The organism is Falsiroseomonas stagni DSM 19981, assembly GCF_900114315.1.
Classification (GTDB): domain Bacteria; phylum Pseudomonadota; class Alphaproteobacteria; order Acetobacterales; family Acetobacteraceae; genus Falsiroseomonas; species Falsiroseomonas stagni.
Map to the genome: position 1 here is coordinate 391281 of NZ_FOSQ01000001.1, position 20704 is coordinate 411984.

Consider the following 20704-nt stretch of genomic DNA (forward strand, 5'->3'; position numbering starts at 1 on the left):
CCGGCGCCGCCGGTCGCCTACGCCAGTACCTCCGGTACCTTATCCCAGCACCTCCGGTACCTTATCCCAGCACCTCCGGTGCGGAGGCCCGCTCCACATCCGCCTGGTGCAGGCCGGCCACGCCGAAATCATCCCATTCGTCGCCATCCCAGGCGAAGTCGTATTCGCTGCCGAAGCCGCTGCGACCGCTCGGCAGGCCGTCGTAGAAGCCGTAGTAGTGGGTGGTCAGCCAGGTGGCCGAACCGGCATCGTAATAGGCGGCCGTCCAGATGGTGCCGATGCCGTAGTCGGTGCGGTTCGTGTCGGTCTCCGACTGGATGGTGTAGGTGCCGTTGGGGCGGACGATGGTATCGCCGGGAGCGTAGGTTTCCGCATCCTCCAGCAGCAGGCCGGTATAGGCATCGCCGCTGGTGGCGCGGAAGATCCAGCTGACCATGACCGCGCGCTCCACCCGGACCTGATGGACACCGCCGACGCCGAAATCATCCCATTCCCGGCCATCCCAGACATAGTCGTATTCGCTGCCGAAGCCGCCGCGCCCGCTGGGCTGGCCGCCGATCGTATTCCAGAAATAGGTCTCGAAGGTCTGGTTGCTGCCGGCATCGAAGTAGCTGGTAGTCCAGATCGTGTTCTTCCCTGCGGTGCCGCCCCAGGGGCCTTCATGGGTGATCCGGTAGCTGCCCTGGCTGGTGGCGATGGTGTCGCCGACGGCGTAGCGGGTGTCGTCCTGGATCAGCCATCCGGTGTAGCGGTCGCCGCTGTTGGCGGTGAAGGTCCAGCCGAACAGCGTGTTGACCGTGACGTTGGCCTGGTGGATGCCGCCGACGCCGAAATCATCCCATTCGTCGCCATCCCAGATGTAGTCGTATTCGCTGCCGAAGCCGCTGCGGCCGCTGGGTTGCGCGCCCAGCGTGCCCCAGAAATAGGTCGCGAAGCTGCGGCCGGTACCGGCGTCGAAGTAGCTGTCGGTCCAGATGCTGCCGCGCCCCTGGGTGCCGCCCCAGTCGCCTTCGAAGGTGATGCGGTAGCTGCCCTGGCTGGTGGTGATGGTGTCGCCGACGGCGTAGCGCGTGCTGTCCTCGATCAGCCACCCGGAGTAGCGATCGCCGCTGCTGGCGGTGAAGGTGAAGGCGTGCAGCGTGTTGATGGTGAAGGTGGATTGGTGGACGCCGCCGACGCCGAAATCATCCCATTCGGTGCCGGTCCAGATGTAGTCGTATTCGCTGCCGAAGCCGGCCTGGCCGCTGGGCCGCCCGCCGCCCGCCGTCCAGGTATAGGTGCCGAAGCTGCGGCCCGATGCCGCGTCGAAATAGCTGTCGGTCCAGATGCTGCCGCGCCCCTGGGTGCCGCCCCAGTCGCCTTCCCAGGTGATGCGATAGCTGCCCTGGCTGGTCGCGATCATGTTGCCGACCGCGTAGCGCGCGCTGTCTTCAACGAGCCAGCCCGTGTAGCGGTCGCCGCTGTTGGCAGTGAAGGTGAAGGCGTGCAGCGTGTTGATGGTGTAGTTCGCCTGGTGGACGCCACCGACGCCGAAATCGTCCCATTCGCTGCCGTTCCAGATGTAGTCGTATTCGCTGCCGAAGCCGGCGCGTCCGCTGGGCTGCCCGCCGACGGTGCCCCACCGGTAGGTATCGAAGCTGCGGCCCGATCCGGCATCGCTGTAGCTGGTGGTGTAGATCGTGCCTGCCCCGGCGGCGCCGCCCCAGGTGCCTTCATAGGTGATCTGGTAGCGGCCCTGCGCGCCGGCCACGGTATCGCCCGCCGCATAGGCGTCGTCGGCGGCGATCAGCCAGCCCGTATAGCGGTCCCCCGAATTGGCGGTGAAGGTCCAGCCGAACAGGTTGTTCCGCTCGATGCTCGCCAGATGCACGCCGCCCAGGCCGAAATCGTCCCATTCATCGCCGTCCCAGGCATAGTCGTATTCGCTGCCTAGGCCGCGCGTCCCGCTCGCCGTCGTGGCGACGCTGTTCTGGTACGTCGTCATCCATGTATCGAGTGAAGCGTCGTAGTACCGCAACACCCAGACCATTCCCTGGGCGCTGGCCGGGCCGCTATAGGCGTTCTCCTGCAGGATATCGTAGTGGCCGTGATCGGTCTCGATCCGGTCGCCCGTCGTCAGGGCGGAACTGTGGCCGACCATGGAACCGACATACTGGTCTCCATTGTCGGCGGTGAAGCGCCAACTGAAGACGCGGTCCGGCAGCCGGTCCGCCTGCAATGCGCCGCCCTGGCCCACTGGCATCCAGGCGGTGCCCGTCCAGGCGCGGTCCCATTCGCTGCCGAAGCCGCCATAGCCCGCGGGGCCGGAGGCGCCCGTCTCCAGCGTGAACTGGATGTCGGCGAAGAAATCCGTGTAGCTGACGATGGTGATCGTGCCTTCCACCCCCGCGCTGCCGAGGTCGCGGCCATAGGGTATCTCGGTATCGATGCGGTAGGTGCCGAAGGCCGTGCGCCGCGTGTCGCCCGGGTCCCAGTTGCGCGTGTCATCCAGCAGCGTGCCCTGCATGATGTCGCCGCTGTCGGCCGTGAAGGTCCAGGTGAAGAGGCTGTCCGCCAGGTCACCTGGATCCGCCTGGTCCGATCCGCCCAGGCCGAAGCTGTCCCAGGCCGTGCCGTTCCAGGCGGCATCGACTTCCGACCCCAGCCCGGCGGTGCCGGAGGCAGTGCCCGCCCCGTTCCGCGTCACCATGAAGACGCCGCTGGCGTCCCGGTACCAGGAGACGGCGATCCACCCCTCATTCATCCCGAAGGCGGAGAGGTCCACGCCCTGCGGTGCTGCCGCCACGATGGTGTAGCGCCCGGTGGCGGTGTTCAGGATGGAGCCGACGACATACCGCGTGCCGTCATCGACCAGCGTCCCACCCCAGCTGTCGCCGGAATTGGCCGTGAAGGTCCAGGTGAAGATGCTGTCGGTGACGTTGTCGCCCGAAAGCGTCTGCGACATCCAAGGGGGCTCCGTGGCCCCTGCTGGGCCTTGGATATCCCCTACCGCAGTACGGTGAAACCGGCGTTAAGCCGGCCCCGCCAGGGGGGCAACGGGCGTCCGGTCAGGCGATCTTCTCGAACCACATGGACCCGCCGCCCCGCCAGCCATCATTCTGCGGGCCGAGGTCCACCGGCGGTGTCGCGAACCAGTCGGCGAAGGCCGCGTCCCGGCAGACCCAGGTTGTAGGCAGCACCGGCCGCAGCCTGTCCGCCGCCCCGATGATGTAGGCCGCCAGGATGTAGGCCTCGCTCCAGTACCAGGTGGTGAACATGTCCGGGTAGTCCCAGGGCAGCTGGATGTCGTGCACATGGATCAGCACGCCGGGCTTCACCCGCGGCAGCACATCCAGCATGAAGACCGTGACGTCGCTGTTCATGAAGACGCGGTGGGAGCCATCCAGGAACAGGATATCCCCGGCCTCCAACTGGTCGAATACCGAGAGGTCGCAGGTCTCGAGCCCCGCGCGCACCACCTCGTCGCAGATGCCGTCGATCGCAGCGCGCGGTTCCGGGTCGATGGAGACGATGCGGGTGGACAGGCCATGGTCCTTCACCGACCGCCAGGCGAAGGCGGTGGTGATGCCCGACCCGATCTCCAGGTACAGCTTCGGCTTGCGTTCCCCCACCAGGGTGTAGAGCGCGGCGCTGTCGAAGGGCGCGATCGGCACGCCGCGCCAGGCGGGTTCCGGCAGCCGGGCAGGGTCGAAATCCAGCGCGATGCGGGCCAGCGCCGGCACCCGGGCACGGATCGCCGTCAGCAGCTTCCGGTACTCGGCCTCATGCGGCTTCACCCAGTCGACGATCGGCTGCAGCGGGGGGCGCGTCTCCCCCCAGCGCGGCCGCAGGTCGCGGGATGGCGGGTACTCCATCGGGATCGCCACCGTGGAGTAGGGCGTGCCGGGCAGTTGCGGCAGCGGCGGCTTGACGGCGGCCAGGGTGGCCTCCGCCGCGGCAGTGGCGCGGTTCGCGACCTCCCGCAGCGCCGTCATCTCGGTCCGCAGCCCCGTGACCTCCGCCCGCAGGCTGTCGACTTCCCGGATCAGGTGCCCGGTGCCGGCGATCCGCCGCAACTGGTCGAGTATCATGCGGCGCATGCGCGTGCCTGCCTGTGCATCGGGGTGGGCGGGAAGAACGGGCCGGTCAGAATACCAGCGGCCCGGCGATGCCGTCGAAGCCCGGCAGGCGGATCACCTCCACCCCGCGCCAGTCGAGCGTCGGATCCGACCCGTTCAGGAAGCGCAGGAAGGGCGCGACCTTCGTCGGCCGGTCCAGCTGCACCACCCATTCGCGGTAGCATTCCGCCAGGAAGGCGGTGTGGGTGTGGTAGCGGAAGACCACCTCCCCATCCGCCTCCAGCCCGGCGTAGACCTCGTTCTGCTTGCCGCTCGCCGAGAAATCGGCCCGCACCACGTAGCGGCCGGGCGGCAGCACCGGCGGGTCCGCCAGGCTGGCGCCGCCGGCCGCATCGCGCGTGAAGCGCGACCCGGGGATGGCCATCACCACCTCCTGCCGCTCATCGCAATAGGGATTGTTGGCGGCCTTCTCCTCCGGCACGAACAGCACGTTGACGACCCCGGTGGGGGAGGTGAAGTCGCTGGACTGGCGGATGCGCCGGCCGGTCGAAAGGTCCACCGCCACATAGCCGGCGGCCACCAGCAACGCGTGGCAGCGCATGTCGTCGGGCGCCTGTTCCAGCGCCATCACCGGCCGGCCCTCGGCCAGCAGCTTCGGGCAGCCCTTCAGCGCATCGAGTTCCGCGCCCTCGATGTCCATCTTCACGAAGCTGGGGCTGAGGCCCGTGGCGGCGATGAAATCGTCCAGCGCGAGCGTCGGCACCGGGACCCCGCCCGCCCCTTCCGCCACGCGGTCGTTCAGGTGGGACCCGGCCTCGATATGCACGAAGTCGCCGCTGCGGTGCCAGATCGCGCGGTGATAGAGCGTGACGTTGTTCGCCCCCGCCTGCACCAGATTGTGCTGGGTGCGGCCGATGATCCGCGGGCTGGCCTCGAAGGCGCAGATGATGCCGCGCGGGCCGGCCTGGCGCGACATCTGCACCGCGAAGGCGCCGGCATTCGATCCCACGTCGAAGGCGATGTCGCCGGGCCGGACATGGTCCCGGATCGCCATCTGCACGACGGGTTCCCAGTAGGACCGTTCCCACCAGGCCTGCAGGGGGAAGTCGCCGACGCGGACCAGGCGCTCCATCACTTCCCGCCGCTTCGCCACCTCGCTGCCCGGCCCCTGGGTGCCCAGCAGCATCGAGACCTCGGTGGCCAGCGCCTCCACGGTGCCACGAAGCTGCTTCGTGCCGGCGGCGCGACGGAAGGTATCGAGGATCAGTTGGCGCATCAGGTCCTGCATCCGTTCTGGCGGCGGGCCTGCCCGTCGGCCGGGTCGCCCAGCGGAGGCTTGTGGAGAAATGTCGAGCGGCTGTCCAGCGAACAGCCCGCCGCGCCCTGTCCCGGTGGCTGGTGTCTCAGCCCGCCGGCTTCCGGCAGACCATGAGGTCCTGGACGCTGTCATGGTGTGACCTGGCGGCAGGACGGCGATCGCCCCCAGCCACCGGCTCCGGAAGCGGCGCGCCCCCTGCTCCAGCGTCCCCGCCAGGGCTACACCCGTTCGGGACAGCGCGACGTCGTCGACGCGCAGGCGTGCCACAGTTCCATCGCCGCGCCGCCATGCGGCACCGGCGGGGTCGAGAACATCAGTGTGCGCCTCTCCGCTGACGGTATGGGGGGGGCGATAACACCACTGCGGGTTGACGCTGCCGCGCCGGTGCCCGACACGCCTTGCATGACCGACGCCGCCGCCCCATCCGGTCCGACCCCCGGGAAGATCCCCTTCGGCCGCCCGACCATGGTGGGCCGCGAACTCGCCTATATCGAGGAAGCGATCCGCAACGGCACCATCGCCGGCGGCGGCCCCTTCATGAAGCGCTGCGAGGCCTGGCTGGAACGCGAACTGCCCGCCCGCCGCGCGCTGATGGCCCATTCCTGCACCGCGGCGCTGGAAATGGCGGCGATGCTGGCAGGGGTGGGGCCGGGGGATGAGGTCATCATGCCCTCCTTCACCTTCTCCTCCACCGCCACCGCCTTCGTGCTGCGCGGCGCGACGCCGGTCTTCATCGATGTCCGCCCCGATACGCTGAACATCGATGAGGCCCTGATCGAGCCCGCCATCACGCCCCGCACCCGCGCCATCGTCCCCGTCCACTACGCCGGCGTCGCCTGCGAGATGGACGCGATCATGGCCATCGCGGACCGCCACAAGCTGCTGGTGGTGGAGGATGCGGCCCAGGCGCACCTGTCCCACTACAAGGGCCGCGCGCTCGGCACCATCGGCCATCTCGGCTGCCTGTCCTTCCATGAGACGAAGAACATCATCTCCGGCGAGGGCGGCGCCCTGCTGGTCAATGACGCGGCGATGATCGAGCGCGCGGAGATCCTGCGGGAGAAGGGCACCGACCGCAGCCGCTTCTTCCGCGGCGAGATCGACAAATACACCTGGCGCGACATCGGCAGCTCCTACTGCCCCGGGGAGATCGTCTCCGCCTTCCTCTACGCCCAGTTCGAACAGGCGGAAGCGATCATCCAGGCGAGGCGCGCGAGCTACGAGGCCTATCGCATCGGCCTGGCGGGCCTGGCCCGCGCCGGCCATGTCACGCTGCCCGCGGCGACGGCGGATGAGGCGAATGGCCACATCTTCTGGCTGCTGGCGAAGGATGCCGCGACGCGCACCGCGCTGCTGGCGCATCTCGGCGCCCGCGGCATCCATGCGGTTTTCCACTACGTGCCCCTGCATTCCGCGCCTGCCGGGCTGCGCTACGCCCGTGCCCATGGCAGCCTGGCCGTGACGGATGACGTCAGCAGTCGCCTGGTGCGCCTGCCCATGTATCTCGGCCTGGGGGATGGGGAGGTCGCGCGCGTCATCGACGCCATCGCGGCCTTCTACGGAAACAACGCGTGAAGCGGGTCGCGATCGTCCAGTCCAGCTACATCCCCTGGCGTGGCGCCTTCGCCATGATCGCGCGCTGTGACGCCTTCGTCTTCCTGGACAGCGTGCAGTTCACGCGGCGGGACTGGCGCACGCGCAACCGCATCAAGACCGCGCAGGGCCCGCTCTGGCTCACCATCCCCGTGAAGCAGAAGGGCAACTACCTCTCCCCCATCGACGCCATGGAGATCGCGGAGCCCGGCTGGGCCGCGAAGCACCTGCGCAGCATCGAGGGCGCCTATCGCCGCGGCGCCGGCTTTTCTTCAGGCATCGACGCCGTCCGGACCGCCTATGCTGCTGTGGCGGACCAGCCGATGCTGTCGGGGGTCAACCAGCACCTGACGCGGGCGCTCTGCGCCATGCTGGGCATCACCACGCCCTTCCTGCGCGACGTGGACCTGCTGCCGCGTGAGCGGTTGGAGGCGCTGGACCCGACGCAGCGGCTGGTCGAACTCGCCGCCGCCACGGGGGCCACCCACTACCTCTCCGGCCCCTCCGCCCAGGCCTATCTGGATGAGGGCGCCTTCGCCGCCCGCGGCATGGCGGTGGAGTGGATGAGCTATGCGGGGCTGCCGGAATACAGGCAGCTCTGGGGCGGTTTCGAACCGGCTGTTTCCGTCCTGGATCCGCTGCTGACGCTGGGGCCGGACGGCGCACGGGCGGTGCTCGGTGCCTAGCGCAGCGTCCCGCTGCCCCCTTTGCGCCTCGCCCGGCGCCCTGCCCGTCGCCGCACCCCGCCGGCGTTCCATGCTCAGCGACGGCGCGCTGGTCGGCGTAGTGGTCGAGCGCCCGCACTGCCGCGCCTGCGGCGCTGGCTGGCTGCCGCGGCACGAGGCCGCGCGCCTGCCCCGCCGCACCTTCGGCGATGCCTATGCGCTGGGCGCGGCCCCGCCGACCGAGGCCGACATCGCCCGCGCCGGCGGCTACGCCACCCGCATCGCCCGGCTGTGGGACGGGTCACCGCCGGCTTCCATCCTCGATGTCGGCTGCGGCAATGGCGCGCTGCTCGGCGCGCTCGGCACCATCTGGCCCGAAGCCCGGCGCATGGGCGTGGAGGTCGCGCCCCGTGTCGCCGCCGCGGCCCGCGCCACCGGCATCCCCGTGGCGCCCGCGCTCCGCCCGGGCCTGCGCGCGGCGCTGGTCCTGTCGGTCAATGTCGTGGAGCACACGCCGGACCCAGGCACCTTCCTGGCCAGCCTGCTGCTGGCGCTCCGGCCCGGGGTGCAACCGGCCCTTGCCGCCCGCTTCGCTGCCTGCCACGTCATCCGCTGGGACGACCTGATCCCCCGATGAGAGCCCGGCCATGAAATCCTACGGCATCACCCCCCCCGCGCCCCTCGCCGCCGACCCTGCCCTGGCGCTGGCGCTGGAGGAACTGTCCCGGCTCGGCTTCACCGTGCTGCGGGATGCCCTGCCCCCCGCCACGGTGGCGGCGATGCGGGATGCGCTGGACCGCGTGCTGGCCGACCAGGCCGCCCGCTTCGGGGGGGAGGAAGCGCTTGCCGCCATCGGCGATGCCGGGCAGGCCCGCGCGCTGCTGGAGGAGGATGACATCTTCCTCGAGATCCTCCGCGCCCCCGCTTTGATGGCGGTGGTGGAGGCGGTGCTGGGCCCCGCCGCGCTGGTCATGCAGCAGAACGGCATCGTCATGCCGCCCGATGCGGCGGAGCATCACCAGCAGAACTGGCATCGCGACCTGCCCTACCAATCCTGGGTCAGCACGAAGCCCATCGCGCTCGGCGCGCTGGCGGTGCTGGATGATTTCGACGCGACCAGCGGATCGACCCTGTTCCTGCCGGGTTCGCATCTGCATGCGGATTTCCCGTCCCAGGCCTTCGTCGATCGCTGGGCGATCCCGGCGCATGCGCCGGCGGGCGCCATCGTGGTGTTCGATGCCATGTGCTTCCATCGCGGCGGTGTGAATCGCGGCACCCGGCCGCGCCGGGCCATCAACACGCTGCACGGCATCCCGCTGCTGGCGCAGCAGGTGGCGTTCCGGGACCGGCCGGGCCTCGACCCCACGCTTCGCCGTCGCCTCGGCCTGGACTACCAGCCCGCCCCCAGCGCGGATGCCTGGCGTGCCCAGCGCGCCGCGCGCCTCGGAAAGGCCCGCCGCTGATGGCAGACCCGATCCTGGCCGCCGTCACCGCGCATTACGAACAGGCCCTCGCCACCCATGGCACCACCGCGAAGGGCGTGGACTGGAAGGACGAGGACGGGCAGCGCCTGCGCCACCGCCAGTTCCTCCGGCTGGTGGAGGATGACCCGGAGGCCAGCATCCTCGACTTCGGCTGCGGCTATGGCGACTTCCTGCCCTTCCTCCGCGCCCATGGCCATCGCGGCCGCTATATCGGGCTGGATGTCGCGCCCGCCATGGTGGAGGCCGCGCGGCGCCTGCATGGAGAGGGCCCGGACCGCGTTTTCCACCGCGGCGCCGAAAGCCCGGAGGTCGCGGACTACGCCATCGCCAGCGGCATCCTCAACGTCATCCGTGGCGCCGATGCCGCGGCCTGGACAGGGTATGTGGATGGCGTGATCGAAGGCCTGGCCCGCGCATCACGCCGCGGCTTCGGCTTCAACATGCTGAGCCTGAACAGCGATCCGGACCGCCGTCGAGCGGACCTGCACTATGCCGATCCCGCCGCCATGCTGGCCGCGATGATCGCCCGCCATGGTCGCCACGCCGCGGTTCTGCAGGATTACGGCTTGTGGGAGTTCACCCTGGTCCTGCGACATGCGCCGGGCTCCCGTGCCTGATCGCCAGCGCTGGCGTACGCTCGGCCATGTGCATGTCGCGGCGGGCGAGGTGCCCGGCCATGCCACCCATGCCTCCTACCCGACGCCTCTCCGCATGCCGGACGGCAGCCTGCGCGTGTTCTTCTCGCCGCGCGACGAGAAGGGGCGGTCCGGCATCTGGTCGCTCGACCTCGCGCTGTGGCCGGATGGCTTCGAGAAGCTGGCCCCGCCGCGTGGCCCCTGGCTTGAAGCCGGGCCTGCGGGCGCCTTCGACGATGCCGGCGCCTCCGTGGGCTGGGTGGGCTGGCATCCCGACGGAGGCCTCGATTGCTGGTTCCTGGGCTGGAGCTTGGGGCGATCGGTCCCCTTCCGGACCGCAATCGGCCGCGCGCGGGCAGCACCTGGAGAGGATCGCCTGCACCGTACCTCCTTCGCGCCCGCCCTGGATCGCGACGCGACGGACCCTTTGAGCCTCGGCTATCCCTGGCTGGCGCGGGATGGCGATGGGCTGTCCATCTGGTACGGCACCCACCAATGTCCGCCGCGCGACGGGCGCGCGATCGACCATCCCGTCCGGCGGGCGTGGTCACGCGATGATGGCGCGACCTGGGTGCGGGACGCGCGGCTGGCGCTCGATCACGCCTACGCCGGCGAATGGGCGCTGTCCCGGCCCTGCATCCTGCGCGATGCCGCAGGTTGGCATGCCTGGTATTGCCGCCGGCTTGACGCCTATGCCCTGGGCTATGCCCATTCCGCGGATGGTTCGACCTGGCTGCGGGATGACGGCGCTGTCGCCTTCACCACGCCGGAAGCCCCGTGGGAACAGGGCTGTCGCACCTACCCCGCGGTCTTCGACCATGGGGGGCACCGCTACATGCTTTACAACGGCGTTGGCTATGGCCGCACCGGCTTCGGGATTGCGGTGCTGGAGGGCTGATCCCCGGCACTTCCCGCCTGGACGTCCCCCGCTTCCGCCAGCCGTGCGCGCAAGTTGGCTTCCAGCCAGTCATGCACCGAAAGCCCTGCCGCGCCAGCCGCGCTTTCGACACGCTGCCGGGTTTCCGGCGTCACGCCCTCCAGCACGCCGTGGTGGCGCGTCCACATGGTGCCGCCGCGGCGCCCTTTATGGGGGACGTGCGGGTTGATGGGCGGCAGGCCCTCGCCTGCGGTAAAGCTTATCACCCAGAAGCAATTGCCGAGTATCCAATCCAGGCGCACCTGCCGTGCCGTCGGCGGCAGCAGGGCAATCGGCGCCTCCCGTCCCCAGAGTGGAATGTTGGCGATCACCATGCGCGCGTAGTCGGTGCCCCGCAGCCATGGTGCGACACCTTCATCCCCCAGCACCACCCGGCCGCCGGGCCGCACCACGCGCGCCATCTCCGCAATGCCGCCGGCGATGTCGTCGAACAGGTTGATGCCGCCGAAGTGGAAGGCGGCATCGAAGGCGCCATCGGCGAAGGGAAGCCGCGCGGCATCGCCGACGGAGAAGCGGGGCTGCATGCCGCCGGCCCGCGCCCATTGGCCCGCCGCCGCCTGCACCATGGCAGGCGACAGGTCCTGCGCATGGACCTCTCCGCCCGCGCCGACCGCGTCCATGATCGGCGGTATGTCGTCGCCCAGGCCGCAGCCCGTCACCAGCACCGCATCGCCGGCCCGCAGCGCCAGCCGCGCCACCATCGCCCGGCGCCAGGCGGCTTCATCCTCCCCGAAGGTGGCGAAGAGCCAGTCCAGGAAATTGCGGTAGACCGCGGTTGCGGTCGCGGTGTCATACATGGACAGGCTCGCGCGCTGGCCATCCCCGGCGGCGGCGAGGTCCAGGAAGTTGGGTACCGGTACGGAATCGGCCTGCGCCCGCGGCAGGAAGCGGTAGAGCGCGCCATCCCGCCGGAACAGACCGTCCGGCCCCGTCGCCAATGCCTCGCGCGTTGCCGGGCAGCGATAGGCGATCCGCCCCATGTCCATCAGATCCGCTTCAGCCGGTGGCTCGGCACCTTGGAGATTTCGGTCCCCCCAGGCGACAGCACCGACCCGTCCGGGATGTCCTGCAGTACCAACGCCCCCGCGCCGATCACGCAATCCGCGCCGATGGTCACATGGTCCCGGATGGTCACGTTCACGCCGATGAAGCTGCGCGCCCCGATCGTCACGCCGCCGGACACCACGACATGGGAGGCGATGAACACGTCCTCCGCGATGGTGCTGTGGTGGCCGATATGGTTGCCCGACCACAGCGTCACGTTCCGCCCCACCCGCGCGAAGGGCTGGATCGTGTTGTCCTCCAGGATGAACTGGTTCTCCGCGGCCTCGAAGGTGGAGAAGCGGGTGGCGCGGCTGCTGACATAGTGCGCGATGCCGTAGCCCCGGGCCTTCCCCTCATCCACCCGGGCGCGGCGCAGCTTGTTCAACTTGGTGTAGGCCAGTGCGACGAAGAGGTCGTATCCAGCCGGGGGGAAGCGCCCCTCCACCTCCTCGAACGGCACCAGGGGCAGGCCGGCGAAGTCGGGCATGGTCGCATAGGCCGAGTCGACCGTGAATCCGGCCACGCGGCGCCCGGCATCCTCCCGGAAGTACAGCGCGGCGAGTTCCGCGATCGGACCGGTGCCGAAGATGACGATGTCCTTCAACGCAAATCGTCCCCGCCATTGTCCCGGGCCAGCATAGCGCCCCGCCGTCGCCCGCGCAGCCCGCCAAGCCTTGCCCACCATCGCCTGCAGGGGGTGACGCCGCCGCCCTGCCGCCCTAAACCCGCGCGTCGCCCTGGGCCGATGGAACCCGGTGATGGAGATGCGCATGATCACGCTCAATGCCTGGTTGTCGGACGCCGCCGCGGTGCTCGCGGCCACCCGGGCCCGCGGCCTGGATGCCACGATGCAGGCTGCCGTGGACGCCACCGTCACGGCACTGGCCGCCAACCGCCCGCTGCTGGTCTGCGGCAATGGCGGGTCCGCCGCCGATGCCCAGCACATCGTGGGTGAGATGGTGGGCCGCTTCCTCAAGGAGCGACGCGCGCTGAAGGCGATCTGCCTCTCCTCCAACCCCGCCGTGCTGACCGCCTGGTCGAACGACTACAGCTACGAGACGGTCTTCTCCCGCCAGGTCGAAGCCTATGGGGAACCCGGCGGCGTGCTGCTCGGCCTTTCCACCTCCGGCAATTCCGGCAATGTGGTGAAGGCGCTGGAAGCCGCGCGGAAGCTCGGCATGGCGACCATCGGCCTGACCGGGGAGGGGGGCGGGAAGATGGCCCCGCTCTGCGATCACCTGCTGGCCGTGCCGTCGCGGTCCACCCCCGCCATCCAGCAGGTCCATCTGGCGCTCTACCACTGCTACTGCGCAGCGGTGGAGGAACGGCTGGCGGATGCCTGAGGTGCCGGCACAGGCCGCCATCCTGGTCGGCGGTCGTGGCACCCGCCTGGGGTCGCTTACGGACACCATCCCGAAGCCGATGGTGGAGGTCGCGGGCCGCCCCTTCCTTCAGTGGCTGATCGAGGAGGTTTCCCGGTTCGCCTTTCCGCGGATCACGCTGCTCGCGGGCTATCTGGGCCATACGATCGCGGAGGCTTACCACGGCACGACCATCCGCGGATCGCGGATCGAGGTGCTGATCGAGCCCGAGCCGCTCGGCACCGCCGGCGGGCTGAAGCTGTTCGCGGAGCATCTGGAGGACCGCTTCCTCCTCCTCAACGGCGACACGCGGTTCGACGTCAATCTCCTGGACCTGCCGCTGCATGCGGGCGATGCCCTGGCCACGCTGGCGCTGCGCCGCGCCGCGCCCGGTGCGCGCTATGGCACGGTGGAGGTCGATGCCGCCGGCCGCATCCAGGGCTTCGCCGCCCGCTCCCCCGACCGGTCCGGCCCCATCAATGGCGGCATCTACTGGCTGGACAAGGCGATCCTCGACCATATCGGCGATGGTCCCGTTTCCATGGAATCGGACGTCTTCCCGAAGCTGGCGGAGGCCGGCGCGCTGCGCGGCGCGCTGTATGACGGAGCCTTCATCGATATCGGCATCCCGGAGGATCTCGCTGCCTCCCAGGCCATGATCCCGGCCATGGCCCGCCGCCCCGCGGTCTTCTTCGACCGCGACGGCGTGCTGATCGAGGATACGGGCTGGCCCCACAAGCCGGCGGAGGCGCGCTGGATCCCCGGCGCCGCCGCCGCGGTGAAGCGGCTGAACGATGCGGGCTGGCTGGTCTTCGTCGTCACCAACCAGGCCGGCGTCGCCAAGGGCTTCTTCCCGGAAGCCCAGGTGGGCGTGATGCATGGCTGGATGGCCGCCGAATTCGCCGCCGCCGGCGCGCATGTCGACGCCTTCGAATACTGCCCGAACCACCCCCAGGCGCTGGAGGACCGCTACCGCGTGGATTGCGGCCGCCGGAAGCCCCAGCCCGGCATGATCCGGGACCTGCTGGCGGTCTGGCCGGTGGATGCCGCGCGGTCCTTCCTCGTCGGTGACAAGAACACGGACATCGAGGCCGCGCGCGCCGCCGGGCTGCCCGGGCATCTCTTCCCCGGCGGCGACCTCGACGCCTTCATCGCCCGGCTGCTGTGACCGGCGGCGCGCCCCGTTTCATCATCGCCGATCCGGGGCTGACCGGGCCCCTCGGCCACCACCTCTCCTATTCCCGGTCGGTCGCGGAAGCCGCGGCCCGGGCCGGCACGCCGGCCGTCATCCTGGCCGCTCGGGGCTTCAGCGGCACCATCCCCGACATCGAATGCCATCCCGTCCTCGGCACCGCCTACCAGAGCGCCGGTGGCGGGGGTGCGCTGCGCCGGGCCTTGTTCGGAGGCCTGTCGCACCTGCCGGCCCCGATCGCGGCCGCGGCCGCCGACCTGATGCGTGCCGCCCGCCGCCGCCTTTCCGCCCGCGCGCCGGACGGCCTGGCGGCTGAACTCCACGCCGCGCTCGGCACCCTGGCGGCCGGCCCCGGCGATTGGCTGCTGCTGCACAGCGTCTCCGGCGCCAACCTGGCCTCCCTCGCCGCCGGGCCGGACCTGCACGGCGTCACGCTGCTGGTCGTGCTGCGGCGTATGCCCGCGGAGATGGAGGCGGATGACGCCGCGCCGGAACCGCTGCCCGCGCTGCTGGCGCGCCTCGCCGCCCGCTTCGGCGCGCGCCTGCGCCTCTTCGCGGATACGGACCTGCTGGCCGCGGATTTCCGCCGCCTGTCGGGCCTGCCGGTCCGCACGGTGCCCCTGCCGATCGTGGTGCCGGACTTGGCGCCACGCGCACCAGGCGCCCTGCCGCATATCGTCTTTGCCGGCGGCGCCAGGCTGGAGAAGGGCTACGATCATCTGCCGGAGGCGATCGCGCCGCTGGCCGGCCGGGCGCGCTTCACCATCCAGTCCGGGCCCGTGGGGGCGGGGGCCGATCCCCTGGTCCAGCGCGCCCACCGCGCGCTCCAGGCCCGGCAGGGCAGGGACCTGATACTGGTCGAGCAGGCCCTGGATGCCCTGGGGTACGCCGCCCTCCTGGCCGGCGCGGACCTGCTGCTGCTGCCCTATGACGGGCCGACCTATGGCGCGCGCAGCAGCGGCATCCTGGCGGAGGCGCTGGCCCTGGGGCTGCCCGCGGTCATCCCGGCGGGCGGGTGGATGGAAGCGGTCGCCGGCGACGGCCGTGCCGTCACGATCGTGCAAGGCGGCGGGGTGCGGGCGGTCGCGGCCGCCCTGTCCCGGGCCATCGACCATCTGCCCGAAATGACGGCCAAGTCCCGCACCATGGCACGAAAATGGCGGGATGAACACAATCCTGACGCGCTTTTCCGGTCATTCGTTGCAACCGGATAACGCGCCGCTCCGGTTGCCCGGCCCGGTAACAGACTCTATACGCCCGGCGGTACCGGGGTCCGAAGGGAATTTGCTCGATGCATGTGCTTGTCACCGGCGGGGCCGGCTATATCGGATCGATGCTGGTGCCGGCTATGTTGGCCCGAGGCTGGCAGGTCACGGTGCTGGATACCTTCGCCGCCGGTGAGCCCTTCCTGGCCCATTCCTGCGCGGATCCGAATTTCAACGCGGTGCGCGGCGACACGCGCGACATGCGCGTGCTGGAACCCCTGCTGAAGCAGGCTGATGTGGTGATCCCGCTGGCCGCGCTGGTCGGCGCGCCGCTCTGCGCCCGGGACGAGATCGGCGCCACCAGCCTGAACCGCGACGCGGTGGTCAACCTGGTCAAGCGCGCCAGCCCCAGCCAGCTGATCGCCTACCCCACCACCAATTCCGGCTACGGCATCGGGGAAGGCAACGCCGCCTGCACCGAGGAATCGCCGCTCCGCCCGGTCTCCCTCTATGGCCGGACGAAGGTGGAGGCGGAGGAAGCGGTGCTCGGCCACGCCAATTCCCTGTCCTTCCGCCTCGCCACCGTCTTCGGCATGGCGCCGCGCATGCGGCTCGACCTGCTGGTGAACGACTTCACCTGGCGCGCGGTGAATGACCGCGCCGTGGTGCTGTTCGAGGCGCATTTCCGCCGCAACTACATCCACATCCGCGATGTGGTGAAGGCCTTCCTGCACGGCATCGACAATGTCGGTACCATGCGCGGGCAGGCCTACAATGTGGGCCTGTCGGAGGCGAACCTCTCCAAGGCCCAGCTCTGCGAGCGCATCGCGAAGCACGTGCCGGGCTTCGTCTGGCTGGAAGCGCCGGTGGGCGAGGATCCGGACAAGCGGGACTACATCGTTTCCAACGACAAGCTGGAAGCCACGGGCTGGATGCCGGACCACGGCCTCGACAAGGGCATCCAGGAGCTGATCAAGGGCTACCGCATGCTGCGCAACGGGCGCTTCGCGAATGTCTGAGGTCGCCTCCCGGATGGTCGTTCCCGCGCCGGGCGTGAAGCTCGACATGGCCTGCCGCTGCTGCGGCGGGCGCAATGTCGAACTCGTCATCGACCTCGGTGACCAGCCCCACTGCAACCGCCTGGTGCGGCCGGACCTGGCGCCGGGCGTGGAGCCGCATTACCCCCTGCGCGTCGGCTTCTGCCGGGACTGCACCATGGTGCAGATCGACCATACGATTCCGAAGGAATCGATGTTCACCGACTACCCCTACGTCTCCGGCACCACCAAGACGCTGCCGGCGCATTTCCTCGAGACCAGCAAGCGCATCGCGGCCGCCTATGGTGTGAAGGCCGGCGACCTCGTCGTCGACATCGGCAGCAATGACGGCACCTGGCTGAAGCAGTGGGCCTTCTCCGGCGCCCGCGTGCTGGGGGTGGAGGCCGCGGGCAACGTGGCCAAGCTGGCGCAGGATGCCGGCGTGCCCACCTGGAACCGCTTCTTCAACGCGGCATGCTGCGCCGACATCCGCAAGGAACACGGCCCGGCCAAGGTCATCACCGCCGCGGGCGTCTTCTTCCACCTGGAGGAACTGCACAGCGTGGTGGAGGGCATCGCCTCCCTGCTCGACCAGGACGGCGTCTTCGTCGTGCAGGCCATCTATCTCGGCGGCATGGTGGAGAACACCGCCTTCGATCAAGTCTATCACGAACACCTCTGCTACTACACGCTGAAGTCCCTCTCGGCCCTCCTCGCGCAGCATGGGCTGGAGGTGTTCGAGGCGACGTTGGTCGACATCCATGGCGGCAGCATCGAGGCGCATGTGACCCGCAAGGGCGTGCGCCCGGTGGGCGACAGCGTCCGCGCCATGCAGGCGCAGGAAATCGCCAAGGGCTTCGGCGAGATCGAGACCTACCGGACCTTCGCCGCCAACGTCCTCGACCTCCGCAAGCGCCTCGTCGCGCTGCTCGAAGGCTACAAGGCTGCCGGAAAATCGGTCTGGGCCTATGGCGCGCCGGCCAAGGGCGCGACGCTGCTCAACAGCTTCGGCATCGGCCCCGACCTGGTGCAGAAGGCGGTCGAGAAGAACGCCATGAAGGTCGGTCTCGCCATCCCCGGCGTCCGCATCCCGATCGAGGCGGAGGAGGGCGCCCGCCCCGACGCCTACCTCGTCCTCGCCTGGAATTTCATCAATGAGTTCCTCGCGAAGGAGAAGGCGTATCTGGCGGGCGGTGGCGAACTCATCGTGCCGATCCCGAAGGTGAAGACCTACGGGAAGGCCGACGCGTGAGTGCGTCCGATGACCGTAGCGCCGCAGGGCGCGAAGGTCTGAATCGGCCGCAGGGCCAAGGGCTCCCGGAGGCGGTTGTCGTCTGGGGCGCCAGCGGCTTCATAGGACGTAACGTGGTGGATGCGCTGCAAGGGCGCGTTCCCACCATCATCGGCGTCACCGCCTCCGGCACCCCGGTTCCCGGCTGCGCCATGACGGTCGCGGCCAGCGCGGTGGACACGCTGCCCACACTGCCCGCCGGCACCGCCATCATCCATGTCGCGGCCTTCCGCTACTTCGCCTCCATCTTCGGCAAGCAGCAGGCGGAAATCCTGTCGGCGAACCTGGCAATGACGGAAGCGGTCTACCGCTTCGCCATGGCGCGCGGCATTTCGGAAGTGCGCGCCGCCTCCTCCTCCGCCGTCTATCCCGCGTCCTGGGACCTCCAGGACGATGCGCTGCCCCTCGATCTCAATGCCTGGCCGCATGATGGCGAGGCTGCCTATGCCTGGTCCAAGCGGTGGGGGGAGATCACGGGCGAACTCTGGTCCCGGCGCGCCGGCATCAGCACCATCAGCTTCCGCCTGACCAACCCCTACGGCCCCCACGATACGCTGGACGAGGCCGAGGCCCATGTCGCTACCGCCTTCGTCATCCGGGCCTGCGGCGACGCGCCGGAATTCGAGGTCCGCGGCGACCCCGATGCCGAGCGCGATTTCATTTTTTCGGGTGATGCCGCCGAGGCGTTCGTCGAATCCCTGAAGCTGCGCGGCACGACCGCCGCGGTGAACCTCGCCAACGGCCAGACGCGCACGGTGCGCGATCTGGCCGTGGCGACGATGCAGGCGGCCGGCAGGCAGCGCCCGATCAAGCTCACTTCCCCGCCCGCCGCCGGCAATCGCGGCGTGAAGGTGCGCCGCGCCACCGCCGCGAAGCTGCGCGACTTGCTGCCGGGCCTCGCCCCCTTCCGCAGCCTGGAAGACGGCATGGCCGCCACGCTGGCCTGGTATCGCGATGCCCTACGCCGATAGCCCCACCATCATCCTCGGCGCCGATGGATTCCTCGGCCGGAACCTGTTGGATCGCTGGCAAGCGGAAGGCTGGCCCTGCCATGCCGTCGGCCGCGCCGCCGGCGACTTCACCGACCCGGCCGTGGTGGATCGCGCGTTCCGCGACGCCCCCAAGGCCGGCCGCATCTTCCACGTCATCACGAAGCAGCGCACCGGCAACATCCAGTGGGGCATCCAGGGGGAGTTGCTGCGCGACAATGCCAGCATCCACCTGAACATCCTGGAAGCCTGGCGCCACCACCAGCCGCAGGCGAAGCTCGTCTCGCTCGGCTCCTCCTGCACCTATGCGGAGGCCAGCCACCCGACGCCGGAGGAGGAATTCGGCATCGGCCGCCCGCATCCCTCCGTGCAGGGATACGCGCTGGCCAAGCAACTGCTGGCCACGGGGTGCGAGACCTATGGCAAGCAGTATGGCCTGCACTGGCTGCACTGCGTGCTCGCCACCGTCTACGGCCCGCATGCCCATACGGAAGACACGCGCGCCCATTTCATGGCGGCGATGATCGACCGCGCCGTGCGCACCAAGCGCAGCGGCGCGATGGAATTCGAGGTCTGGGGGAACCCGCATACGGTCCGCGACCTTCTGCATGCGCATGACCAGATCGATGCCGTGCTGCTGGCCGACGCCCATTTCGAAGACCGCATCATCAACGTGACGCCAAACGCCCCGGTCGAGGTCGGCGACTGCGCCACGGCCATCCTGCGCGCGCTGCGCTGGGATGCGCGCATCGTCAGCCCGCCCGGATCCTTCCAGGGCGCAGGCTACAAGAGCCTCGATTCCGCCCGCTTCCTGGCCGCCACCGGCTGGAAGCCGAAGCTCAGCGTCGAAGCCGGCGTCGCCCAGGTGCTCGCCGCCGATTACGGGGAAGCCATCGCGCCATGATGATCGTCTCCCGCACGCCGCTGCGCGTGTCCTTCTTCGGCGGCGGCACCGACTATCCGGAATATTTCGCCCGCGCGCGCGGCGCCGTGCTCGGCATGGGCATCGACCAGTATGTCTATGTCGCGGCGCTGCGCCTCTCCACCATCCTCGACTACCGCTACCGCGTCTCCTACTCGCGCATGGAGCAGGTGACGGAACTCGACCAGATCCAGCACCCCGTGGTGCGTGAGGCGATCCGCCTCTACGGCTACGACCGGCCGCTCGACATCTCGATCATGGCGGACCTGCCCGCGCGCAGCGGGCTCGGCTCCTCCTCCTCCTTCGCCGTCGGCTTCATCAACCTGATCTTCGCCCTGCAGGGCCGCGGCGCCACCAAGATGGACCTGGCGCGGGAGGCCGTGCGGATCGAGCGCGACGTGCTGCAGGAGAATGTGGGGGTGCAGGACCAGCACCACGCGGCCTTCGGCGGCCTCAACCGCTTCGACTTCGAAGGCGGCCGCACGCGCATCAGCCCCATCCAGATGACGGCGCCCTGCCAGGATGCGCTGAACTCCTCCCTCTTCCTCGTCTATACCGGCATGACGCGCTTCGCCTCCGCCACGCTCGGCGAGCAGATGGAAAAGACGAAGTCCGGCGCCGCCGACAAGGATCTCAGCCACCTGCTGGCGCTGGTGGACCAGGCGCAGACCGTCCTGGAATCCAACGACCCGGAGGCGATGCTGCGCGATTTCGGCGCCATGCTGCATGAGGGGTGGGAGACCAAGAAGCGCCTGTCCTCCAAGGTCTCCAACCCGCATATCGACAGCCTCTACGCCCAGGCCCGCGCGGCGGGTGCGCTCGGCGGCAAGCTCTGCGGCGCCGGCGCCGGCGGCTTCCTGCTGATGCTCGTGCCGCCCGAACGCCAGGCCGCCTTCCGGGCCGGCATGGAAGGCCACTCCATCATCCCCATCGCGCTCGATACCGTCGGCGCGACCATCCTGAAGGGTTGAGC

General features: G+C 69.7%; 19 protein-coding genes. 14 read left to right on the forward strand and 5 right to left on the reverse strand.

The genetic code is table 11. The annotated features are described in order from the left end of the window. Nucleotides 1-61: 61 nt before the first annotated feature. The 3 genes from BM041_RS01865 to BM041_RS01875 form a co-directional block, all read right to left on the reverse strand. Nucleotides 62-2944 (reverse strand): RHS repeat domain-containing protein, encoded by a 2883-nt coding sequence (locus BM041_RS01865; protein WP_092954667.1) that lies wholly within the window; start codon nt 2942-2944, stop codon nt 62-64. A gap of 103 nt (nt 2945-3047) precedes the next feature. Next, the gene (locus BM041_RS01870; protein ID WP_092954670.1) at nt 3048-4079 is read right to left on the reverse strand and encodes a class I SAM-dependent methyltransferase; all 1032 of its coding nucleotides are present in this window, start codon (nt 4077-4079) and stop codon (nt 3048-3050) included. 46 nt (nt 4080-4125) lie between these two features. Beyond that, entirely contained in the window at nt 4126-5334 is a 1209-nt protein-coding gene (locus tag BM041_RS01875; RefSeq protein WP_175533667.1) for an FkbM family methyltransferase, read from the reverse strand. Between the two features lie 444 nt (nt 5335-5778). Here BM041_RS01875 and rffA point away from each other — a divergent pair, with 444 nt between their 5' ends. The 6 genes from rffA to BM041_RS01905 all read left to right on the forward strand — a co-directional run bounded on the left by rffA (nt 5779) and on the right by BM041_RS01905 (nt 10651). Next, complete coding sequence (gene rffA / locus BM041_RS01880; RefSeq protein WP_092954676.1) at nt 5779-6951, forward strand: dTDP-4-amino-4,6-dideoxygalactose transaminase; 1173 nt, start codon at nt 5779-5781, stop codon at nt 6949-6951. Continuing rightward, nucleotides 6948-7655, forward strand: coding sequence for a WbqC family protein (locus BM041_RS01885; RefSeq protein ID WP_217648583.1), 708 nt, complete (start codon nt 6948-6950; stop codon nt 7653-7655). Before rffA ends, BM041_RS01885 begins: the two co-directional genes overlap by 4 nt. A gap of 70 nt (nt 7656-7725) precedes the next feature. Continuing rightward, the gene (locus BM041_RS01890; RefSeq protein ID WP_092954678.1) at nt 7726-8271 is read left to right on the forward strand and encodes a methyltransferase domain-containing protein; all 546 of its coding nucleotides are present in this window, start codon (nt 7726-7728) and stop codon (nt 8269-8271) included. 10 nt (nt 8272-8281) lie between these two features. Continuing rightward, nucleotides 8282-9097 (forward strand): phytanoyl-CoA dioxygenase family protein, encoded by an 816-nt coding sequence (locus BM041_RS01895; protein WP_092954681.1) that lies wholly within the window; start codon nt 8282-8284, stop codon nt 9095-9097. Beyond that, on the forward strand, nt 9097-9735 hold the full coding sequence (locus BM041_RS01900; RefSeq protein WP_092954684.1) for a class I SAM-dependent methyltransferase: 639 nt from the start codon (nt 9097-9099) through the stop codon (nt 9733-9735). Before BM041_RS01895 ends, BM041_RS01900 begins: the two co-directional genes overlap by 1 nt. Then, entirely contained in the window at nt 9728-10651 is a 924-nt protein-coding gene (locus tag BM041_RS01905; protein WP_139225932.1) for a hypothetical protein, read from the forward strand. Before BM041_RS01900 ends, BM041_RS01905 begins: the two co-directional genes overlap by 8 nt. Here the strand turns inward: BM041_RS01905 and BM041_RS01910 are convergent. Next, entirely contained in the window at nt 10609-11676 is a 1068-nt protein-coding gene (locus tag BM041_RS01910) for a methyltransferase domain-containing protein (RefSeq protein WP_092954690.1), read from the reverse strand. The two genes, BM041_RS01905 and BM041_RS01910, sit on opposite strands and share 43 nt — an antisense overlap. Further along, complete coding sequence (locus tag BM041_RS01915; protein ID WP_217648584.1) at nt 11676-12338, reverse strand: acetyltransferase; 663 nt, start codon at nt 12336-12338, stop codon at nt 11676-11678. The genes BM041_RS01910 and BM041_RS01915 overlap by 1 nt, the downstream gene beginning before the upstream one ends. Nucleotides 12339-12504: 166 nt before the next feature. Here BM041_RS01915 and BM041_RS01920 point away from each other — a divergent pair, with 166 nt between their 5' ends. The 8 genes from BM041_RS01920 (at nt 12505) to BM041_RS01955 (ending at nt 20702) form a co-directional block, all read left to right on the forward strand. Beyond that, complete coding sequence (locus tag BM041_RS01920; RefSeq protein ID WP_092957340.1) at nt 12505-13077, forward strand: D-sedoheptulose-7-phosphate isomerase; 573 nt, start codon at nt 12505-12507, stop codon at nt 13075-13077. Further along, nucleotides 13070-14263 carry an HAD-IIIA family hydrolase gene (locus tag BM041_RS01925; RefSeq protein ID WP_092954696.1) on the forward strand — a complete coding sequence of 398 codons (1194 nt, stop codon included), beginning with the start codon at nt 13070-13072 and terminating at the stop codon, nt 14261-14263. Before BM041_RS01920 ends, BM041_RS01925 begins: the two co-directional genes overlap by 8 nt. After that, nucleotides 14260-15501 (forward strand): glycosyltransferase, encoded by a 1242-nt coding sequence (locus BM041_RS01930; RefSeq protein ID WP_092954699.1) that lies wholly within the window; start codon nt 14260-14262, stop codon nt 15499-15501. Before BM041_RS01925 ends, BM041_RS01930 begins: the two co-directional genes overlap by 4 nt. A gap of 77 nt (nt 15502-15578) precedes the next feature. Then, complete coding sequence (locus BM041_RS01935; protein WP_092954702.1) at nt 15579-16511, forward strand: NAD-dependent epimerase/dehydratase family protein; 933 nt, start codon at nt 15579-15581, stop codon at nt 16509-16511. Then, nucleotides 16504-17781, forward strand: a complete 1278-nt coding sequence (locus BM041_RS01940) for a class I SAM-dependent methyltransferase (protein WP_217648586.1) — start codon at nt 16504-16506, stop codon at nt 17779-17781. Before BM041_RS01935 ends, BM041_RS01940 begins: the two co-directional genes overlap by 8 nt. Continuing rightward, nucleotides 17778-18791, forward strand: coding sequence for an NAD-dependent epimerase/dehydratase family protein (locus BM041_RS01945; protein WP_092954705.1), 1014 nt, complete (start codon nt 17778-17780; stop codon nt 18789-18791). Before BM041_RS01940 ends, BM041_RS01945 begins: the two co-directional genes overlap by 4 nt. Continuing rightward, a complete protein-coding gene (locus BM041_RS01950; protein WP_092954708.1) occupies nt 18775-19713 on the forward strand; it encodes an NAD-dependent epimerase/dehydratase family protein in 939 nt (312 codons plus the stop codon). Before BM041_RS01945 ends, BM041_RS01950 begins: the two co-directional genes overlap by 17 nt. Then, complete coding sequence (locus BM041_RS01955; protein ID WP_092954711.1) at nt 19710-20702, forward strand: GHMP family kinase ATP-binding protein; 993 nt, start codon at nt 19710-19712, stop codon at nt 20700-20702. Before BM041_RS01950 ends, BM041_RS01955 begins: the two co-directional genes overlap by 4 nt. Nucleotides 20703-20704 lie beyond the last annotated feature (2 nt).

What these genes read in the sequence shown, in the direction of transcription:
- BM041_RS01950 (WP_092954708.1), top strand. Translation starts at nt 18,775, where the DNA reads ATGCCCTACGCCGATAGCCCCACCATCATCCTCGGCGCCGATGGATTC.
- BM041_RS01910 (WP_092954690.1), bottom strand. Translation starts at nt 11,676, where the DNA reads ATGGACATGGGGCGGATCGCCTATCGCTGCCCGGCAACGCGCGAGGCA.
- BM041_RS01870 (WP_092954670.1), bottom strand. Translation starts at nt 4,079, where the DNA reads ATGCGCCGCATGATACTCGACCAGTTGCGGCGGATCGCCGGCACCGGG.
- BM041_RS01935 (WP_092954702.1), top strand. Translation starts at nt 15,579, where the DNA reads ATGCATGTGCTTGTCACCGGCGGGGCCGGCTATATCGGATCGATGCTG.
- BM041_RS01895 (WP_092954681.1), top strand. Translation starts at nt 8,282, where the DNA reads ATGAAATCCTACGGCATCACCCCCCCCGCGCCCCTCGCCGCCGACCCT.
- BM041_RS01865 (WP_092954667.1), bottom strand. Translation starts at nt 2,944, where the DNA reads ATGTCGCAGACGCTTTCGGGCGACAACGTCACCGACAGCATCTTCACC.
- BM041_RS01955 (WP_092954711.1), top strand. Translation starts at nt 19,710, where the DNA reads ATGATGATCGTCTCCCGCACGCCGCTGCGCGTGTCCTTCTTCGGCGGC.
- BM041_RS01920 (WP_092957340.1), top strand. Translation starts at nt 12,505, where the DNA reads ATGATCACGCTCAATGCCTGGTTGTCGGACGCCGCCGCGGTGCTCGCG.
- BM041_RS01900 (WP_092954684.1), top strand. Translation starts at nt 9,097, where the DNA reads ATGGCAGACCCGATCCTGGCCGCCGTCACCGCGCATTACGAACAGGCC.
- BM041_RS01875 (WP_175533667.1), bottom strand. Translation starts at nt 5,334, where the DNA reads ATGCGCCAACTGATCCTCGATACCTTCCGTCGCGCCGCCGGCACGAAG.
- BM041_RS01890 (WP_092954678.1), top strand. Translation starts at nt 7,726, where the DNA reads ATGCTCAGCGACGGCGCGCTGGTCGGCGTAGTGGTCGAGCGCCCGCAC.
- rffA (WP_092954676.1), top strand. Translation starts at nt 5,779, where the DNA reads ATGACCGACGCCGCCGCCCCATCCGGTCCGACCCCCGGGAAGATCCCC.
- BM041_RS01925 (WP_092954696.1), top strand. Translation starts at nt 13,070, where the DNA reads ATGCCTGAGGTGCCGGCACAGGCCGCCATCCTGGTCGGCGGTCGTGGC.
- BM041_RS01940 (WP_217648586.1), top strand. Translation starts at nt 16,504, where the DNA reads ATGTCTGAGGTCGCCTCCCGGATGGTCGTTCCCGCGCCGGGCGTGAAG.